At 65.3% G+C, this 6,666-nt stretch carries 8 protein-coding genes and 1 pseudogene; 6 read left to right on the top strand and 3 right to left on the bottom strand.

Annotation, left to right across the window (positions count from 1 at the left end; genetic code table 11):
• Together Q9R22_RS13140 and Q9R22_RS13135 are read left to right on the top strand one after the other, a co-directional pair.
• A pseudogene (locus tag Q9R22_RS13140) lies at positions 1-202 on the top strand (GNAT family N-acetyltransferase); the annotation flags it as partial.
• Between the two features lie 131 nt (positions 203-333).
• Entirely contained in the window at positions 334-915 is a 582-nt protein-coding gene (locus Q9R22_RS13135; RefSeq protein WP_131333171.1) for an SHOCT domain-containing protein, read from the top strand.
• 318 nt (positions 916-1,233) lie between these two features.
• Here Q9R22_RS13135 and Q9R22_RS13130 read toward each other — a convergent pair whose 3' ends face one another.
• Positions 1,234-1,836: a cadmium resistance transporter gene (locus tag Q9R22_RS13130; protein WP_311254296.1), complete on the bottom strand. Its 603-nt coding sequence runs from the start codon at positions 1,834-1,836 to the stop codon at positions 1,234-1,236.
• Entirely contained in the window at positions 1,833-2,192 is a 360-nt protein-coding gene (locus Q9R22_RS13125; RefSeq protein WP_006590980.1) for a helix-turn-helix transcriptional regulator, read from the bottom strand. Before Q9R22_RS13125 ends, Q9R22_RS13130 begins: the two co-directional genes overlap by 4 nt.
• Positions 2,193-2,385: 193 nt before the next feature.
• Between Q9R22_RS13125 and Q9R22_RS13120 the strand changes: the two genes are divergently transcribed.
• From Q9R22_RS13120 to Q9R22_RS13110, 3 genes are read left to right on the top strand one after another with little or no spacing between them, the layout of a single operon-like run.
• Positions 2,386-2,982, top strand: coding sequence for a recombinase family protein (locus Q9R22_RS13120; RefSeq protein WP_010534181.1), 597 nt, complete (start codon positions 2,386-2,388; stop codon positions 2,980-2,982).
• Between the two features lie 7 nt (positions 2,983-2,989).
• Complete coding sequence (locus tag Q9R22_RS13115) at positions 2,990-4,387, top strand: Mu transposase C-terminal domain-containing protein (protein WP_131333170.1); 1,398 nt, start codon at positions 2,990-2,992, stop codon at positions 4,385-4,387.
• A complete protein-coding gene (locus tag Q9R22_RS13110; protein ID WP_131333169.1) occupies positions 4,384-5,193 on the top strand; it encodes an AAA family ATPase in 810 nt (269 codons plus the stop codon). The genes Q9R22_RS13115 and Q9R22_RS13110 overlap by 4 nt, the downstream gene beginning before the upstream one ends.
• A 404-nt stretch (positions 5,194-5,597) precedes the next feature.
• Here the strand turns inward: Q9R22_RS13110 and Q9R22_RS13105 are convergent, their stop codons facing one another.
• On the bottom strand, positions 5,598-6,002 hold the full coding sequence (locus Q9R22_RS13105; protein WP_131333168.1) for a VOC family protein: 405 nt from the start codon (positions 6,000-6,002) through the stop codon (positions 5,598-5,600).
• Positions 6,003-6,141: 139 nt separating this feature from the next.
• On the opposite strand from Q9R22_RS13105, the gene Q9R22_RS13100 reads away from it, so the two are divergent.
• A partial coding sequence (locus Q9R22_RS13100; protein ID WP_311254295.1) for a helix-turn-helix domain-containing protein occupies positions 6,142-6,666 on the top strand: 525 nt, incomplete at its 3' end.

The following is a 6,666-nucleotide window of genomic DNA, read 5'->3' as shown; positions in this document are numbered from 1 at the left end:
CTTCCTCGGCTGCGCCGAGTCTGTCGTGCCGTTCTACGCCTCATCTGGGTGGCAGCGCATCAGAGCGCCAGAACGGTGGATCAGCCGAGAGGGACGCGCGATCGCCTCGCCAGCAGGACACCCCCTCTTCATCCTGCCGGTGCATGGCAATGCTGCTGAGTGGCCGACCGGCGAGGTGGACTTGAAGGGGCGATCGTGGTGACCGTGTGGACGCTACGCGTGTAGCTCAAACGGTCGTTTCTGCACCAGCCACGCCGGCTGACTCGGCAAGGGATGCAGACCGACTAGCTCAAGCATCCCCCCTGCGCTCCAACTCACGCTTAGGATTCACTCATGGCACGGAAGAACTCTGAGGAAGTCCGCCCTGACATCCAGGCGGTACTCGACCGCACGCCGTCCAGCGCCCGCGTCGGCGCTGGACGCGAGATACGCAAGCTCCCCTCCCACCTCATGGAGGGCGAGGAGGTCAAAGCCCTAGCATCAGGCCTGTACGGCAAGGGCAACGGTCTGCTCACCTTGACGACACATCGCGTCCTCTTCACCTACGAGGGATGGACCAACTCGCAGACCGAAGACTTCCCGCTGAACCGCATCTCGTCGGTGCAATGGGAAACGGGGATGCTTCTGGGCAAGCTGATCATCTTCGCCTCAGGCAACAAGGCTGAGTTCACCCAGATGGACAAGGCAAACGGCAAGGCCCTAGCCGACGCCATCCGCATGAACATCGAAGCCACGGCCTCCGTCCCGACCGGAACGAGCACCCCCGCACAGGCCACCACCGAGCACCCCCGCGAGTCCCCCTCTGCGCCCGACCCCTTTGAGCAGCTACGAAAGCTCGGAGAGCTGCGCGACGCCGGCATCCTGACCCCCGAAGAGTTCGAGGCCAAGAAGGAGCAGATCCTCAATCGAATGTGAGGCGCAGTCGCAGCCGGGCACTCCTACTGCCGGAGCAGCCGCTACTCACCCTGGGATCAGACGGGGCGGTTAGCCGGACGAGGAGCTATGAGCTGCGTAGCAAAAATCATCACTCCTGGCCCGGTTCTGCTACACGCGGTTCTGCACGTAGTTTTGCTACATGTTTCATGTGGCTTCGTTCGCTTGGTGGCGGAGTTTTTGCAGCGCTCCGTGGCGGTCTTGTTGCCGCGATCACGCAGGACTGGCTGCAGGTAGGTGTCGCGGTCTGAACCGAGAGGGGTGCGCCCGGTCGGGGCCGTTTGGATCGCTGCCGCTACGTCAGAGTCCGAAGGCTCCGCCGCTGACGAGGATCACGATGCCGAGGCCGATGAGAACGATGGGGAAGAGGATGTGCTCCCAGCGTTCGAGCACTTCGGCGATCGGGGGGCGGGTGGCGACGAACTTTGCCAGGGCCACCAGGACCGCGACGAGCGCGAGGAAGACGATGCAGTAGGCGACTACTGCGAGAGGTTCCACGCTGAGGAAGACAGGGGTGTAGACGCCGATGTTGTCGCCGCCGTTGGCAAAGGTGACGCCTGCGACTGTCCACACGCCGACCTTCTTGCCGGCAACCTTGGCCTCGTCGTCATCGTCGTCATCGTCTCCGCGCCAGGCCTGCCATGCGGCCCAGAGGCCGAGGCCCAGAGGGATGAGACCGAAGTACGGGATGGCTGCCGAGGGCAGGAATGCTCCGGCACCGATGGTCACCAGGACCGCGGCACCGAGGATGCCGGCGAATCCGAGGTACTGGCCGGCCAGAATGCGGGCGGTAGTGCCGCGCTGGCCTGCCCCTCGCGCGAAGAAGAGGGAGAGCACGATGATGTCGTCGATGTTGGTCGCTGCGAACAGGCCCATCGCCTGCAAGACCGAGGTGAGGATCATGCGCCCTCCCCAGCTGCGTCGCATCCGGGAAGCGAGCAGGCGGGATCGATGCACGGGGCGTCTTCGTCCACTGCCAGGGTGGCATCGACCAGTGCCGTCAGCGCCTGCGCCAGGTGCGAATCGGCGATCTCATATCGTGTCCGACGACCCTCGGGCTCGGAGACGACGATCCCACAATCGCGCAGGCATGCCAGGTGGTTGGACACGTTCGGGCGTGTCAGGTCCAGATCTCGGGCCAGTTCCGCCGGGTAAGCGGGATGGTCGAGCAGGGTCAAGATGATCCGGGATCGAGTGGGGTCGGCCAGTGCACGACCCAGGCGGTTCATCACGTCGAGACGCGAAGCAATAGTCAACATGGACTGAACTATACAGCGCGCACTGAACACTCGGTCACAGGCGTCAGCCCAGATCGCATGCCCGTAAGGGGAACCCTCACCGGACACCACCGCTACTTATCGAGAGGAACGACGGCACGCCTGGCGGGCTGTCCCGTAAGACCCGTCCGGTGAACTGTCCGGTGAAGGGAGGCTATATGACACACTGGGGAGCATGTCCCCCTTGAAGGTCGGCTATGCCCGAGTCTCCACCGACGAGCAGGACCTGACCGCGCAGCGTGACGGACTCGCGGCGTTCGGCGTCGATCCCAAGCGCATCTACGTCGATCACGGGCTCACGGGCCGCAACGCCGACCGTGAGGGCCTGCGGCAGGCGCTGGCTGCCTGTCGGGACGGCGATACGTTCGTGGTCACCAAGCTCGATCGGCTGGCGCGTTCAGTCCGTGATGCCCACCAGATCGCCGACGACCTCGCGGCGCGGGAAGTGAAGCTGAGCATCGCCGGATCGGTGTACGACCCGACCGACCCGATGGGGAAACTGTTGTTCAACGTGCTGGCGATGGTCGCCGAGTTCGAAGCCGACCTCATCCGTGCCCGCACCCGCGAGGGGATGAAGGTCGCCAAGGCCAAGGGCCGGCTGCGCGGGAAGTCACCGAAACTCACCCCCCGGCAAGAAGCTCACCTCGTCCAGCTACATGCTGCCGACGAGCACACCGTGGGCGAGCTGGCCGAGCTGTTCAGCGTGGGCCGCTCCACGGTCTACCGCGCCCTTCAGCGCGCCGAGCGCGGGCGCGAGAACGCCTTGCAGTAGGTGCGTCGTGGACGCTCGAGCGCGGTGGCGAATCCTCAGGCTCCACGTCGAGGACCAGGTGCCCCTCGCGCGCTTAGCTCGCGAGACCGATGTAGGGCTGCGGACCCTGGAGCGCTGGCACGCCCGCTACCGCGCCGACGGCTACGCCGGACTGGAGACAGCCTCACGGGCGGACGCCGGCTCCCGCCGCCTTCCGCCCGACCTCGTCGACCTGATCGAGGGCCTGGCACTGAGCAAGCCGCGGGCGGCCATCGCCACGATCCATCGCAAAGTCACGGGCATCTGCGCCGCCCGGAGGTGGCCGGTCCCCTCCTACTCGGTGGTGTGGGACATCGTGCGGACCCTGGATCCCGGCATGGTCACCTTCGCCCTGGAGGGCGCAGCGTCCTACCGCGACAAGCACGAGCTGGTGCTACGCCGGCAAGCAGAGCTGCCCAACGCGATGTGGCAATCCGATCACACCATGCTCGACATCCTGGTGGTGGGCACCGACGGCAAGCCCGCACGGCCATGGCTGACAACGATCCTCGACGACTGCTCCCGGGCGGTCTGCGGCTACACAGTCTTCCTGGGCGCACCGTCGGCGATGAACACCGCCCTGGCGCTGCGCCAAGCGATCTGGCACAAGACCGACCCGGCCTGGCCGATGTGCGGCCTGCCCGACGTGCTCTACGTTGACCACGGCAGCGACTTCACCAGTGACCAGCTCGCCCACACCGCCGTCGACCTCCACATCCGACTGATCCACTCCACCGTCGCCCGACCCCAGGGACGGGGCAAGATCGAGCGGTTCTTCGGCACCATCAACACCGAGCTACTCGCCACCCTGCCCGGACACATCACCGAAGGGCACCCCTGGCCGACACCGAAACTGTCCCTGGCCGCCCTCGATAGCGCCCTGGAGGCGTTCGTGGCCACCTACAACGACCGCACGCACAGCGAGCTCGGAACCTCCCCGCGCAGCGCGTGGATCGCCGATGGCTGGCTGCCCCGAATGCCCGAGAGCCTGGAAGACCTCGACAGACTGCTGTTGACCGTCGCCAAGACCCGCGTCGTGCGCCGCGATGGCATCCGCCTTCAGGGCCTGCGCTACGTCTCGCCAACTCTGGCCGGCTACGTCGGACGCTCGGTCGTGATCCGCTACGACCCCCGCGACATCACCGAGATCCGCGTCTTCGATCACGACGAATTCGTCTGCAAGGCCGTCAACCAAGAGCACCACGACCAGAAGGTCAGCCTCAAGGAGATCCAGGCCGCGCGCAACGCCCGCCGGCGGGCGCTGCGAGCCGGCATCAACGAACGCATCGCCCTCGTGGCCGCACCTACCGAGACGCCACGGATCACCGAAGCACCGGCTCCGGCGCCGAGGTCGGCGTTGAAGATCTACAAGGAGGACCTCAGGTGAGCCAGCGCTTCATCGTCACCAAGGAGCACCGCCGCTTCACCGAGTTCGCCGACGCCGTGCGCCGCGGGCACACCATCGGTTTGTGCTTCGGATCAGCCGGCGTAGGAAAGACACTCTCCGCGCGCCGCTACGCACACTACGAGAAGGCTCATGACCTGCTGACCTACTGGGGGCCGCGCTCCGACAACGACGCCAAGATCTACGCCGCCTTGAACCGGAGCCGCACCGTGCTCTACACCCCCAGCGTGCTGACCACCCCGCGGACCCTGAAGGACGAGCTGACCCAAGCCATCACCCGCACCAACATGTGCATCGAGCAGCACCTCGTACCTCCCGGCACGGCCACTCCCGAGGCCTGGGGATGGCGACACGGCAGGAACTACGTGGAGCTGATCATCGTCGACGAGGCCGAACGACTGCGTCCCGCCGCTCTGGAACTGCTGCGCGATCGCTACGACCGCGACGACATCGCCCTGATCCTGATCGGCATGCCCGGCCTGGAGAAGCAGTTCAGCCACTACCCCCAGTTCTACAGCCGAGTCGGCTTCGCCCACCAGTACCGGCCCCTGGGACAAGACGAACTGCTGTTCGTCCTCGAGCGACACTGGCGATCCCTCGGCAAGACCCTCGACCCCGACGACTTCACCGACGCCCAAGCCATCGCACGGATCACCCGCGGCAACTTCCGGCTCCTCGAACGCCTCTTCCCCCAGATCCAGCGGGTCCTGAAGATCAACGAACTCGACACCATCACCAACGACGTCATCGAAGCCGCACAGAGCACCCTGGTCATCGGTGTCACCTGACCCCGCCACGAAGCGACCGAAGAACCCCGCCATTCAGCAGACGAAGTCACATGTTTCAGTAGCTCAACTACGTGCAGAACCACTCCGCCGCGTGTGTAGCAGAAACGACGGCGAATCAACGAAACGGCCCCGCAAAGTCCTCGACTGGGCCTCATCCCACGACGCTTACGCCGATAGCCTGAGCACCATCAGCGGTGCGTTGACCGGTTGGATCCGCCACCGTTTTCGCACATGCGGCGGCGACGTGTGGGTGCGGTCAGTAGGTCGGAGACGGTCGTGGGCGATGGTGCGGCAGCGGCCAGCGAGCCGACGCGCACGCGGCCTCACCGACGCGCCGAAAGTCATCAGTAAAGCGGGTTAGTTGTACTGACCGGGGACTCGATCAACGTCCCCGGTCAGTACAGCTAGACGCGAGAGAGCAGACAGAACGGGTGGCCGGCGGGATCGGCCAGCACGAAGACCTGTTCGTCTCTTTCATCGGAACGATCCATAAGCACTATGGCCCCAAGAGCGCACGCACGTTCGACGTGACGCGACAACTCGTCGCGGGAATCGACGATGAACTCAAGATGCAGTTGCATCGGAACGTCTGGCGAAGGCCAGGTGGTCTGGGTGAGGGAATCGACACGCTGCACGGCCAGCCTGACAGCTCCCGTCGAGTCGACGAGTTCGACCCACTGCGGCTCACCATCGGCAACGTCGGCGTCATGGTTAAGGCCCAGCAGTTCGCCGTAGAAGACTGCGACGTCTCGTACGTTGACGGCGTCGACGGTGGGGTGCAGTAGTCGTGGGAAACCCGATTTACCCATGAGCCCACTGTGTCATCGCAGGACATGGGCAGCAAGGAGGCTCCGCCTGAACGGGGTAGAGCTCCTGGCGTCGAGTGGCTCAAACGGTGGCGGATTCAACCGGTCAACGCACCACCACCGCTAGTGGATCGTGGGTGTCATGGCCGGATTGTCGAACGAGCAGCAAGAGAACGTTTGGGCGTTGTGGGCGAAGGGCGAGTCGGTCAGACTTATCGCCCGCACGATCGGCGTGAGCCAGACCCCAGTCAGGACCCTGTTGCGCCGCTATGGCGGAGTGAAGCCGCCGCCGCGCGCCCGGAACCGACGCCACCTGACGATGAGTGAACGTGAAGAGATCTCCCGCGGCATCGCTGCCGGCTTGTCGTACCGAGCCATCGCCACGCGGCTGGGGCGCCATCACACGAGTATCAGCAGGGAAATCGCTCACCACGGCGGGCCCAGCACGTACCGCGCCGCCACCGCCGATGCGGGCGCGTGGCGCAACGCCCGCCGCCCGAAACCCACACGTATTCACCGCGACCCGGCGCTGTCGAGCCTGGTCGCGGTGAAACTAGAACGTGGTTGGTCACCCACCCAGATCGCCCATTGGCTACGGCGCGAGCAACAGGATTCGTTGTCGCACGAGTCGATCTACCACGCGCTGTACACCGGCCAGATCCACGCG

The organism is Kocuria sp. PD6, assembly GCF_031844145.1.
Classification (GTDB): domain Bacteria; phylum Actinomycetota; class Actinomycetes; order Actinomycetales; family Micrococcaceae; genus Kocuria; species Kocuria marina.
Note: the sequence above shows the minus strand (reverse complement) of the source record. Positions and strands in the feature narration are given on the sequence as shown.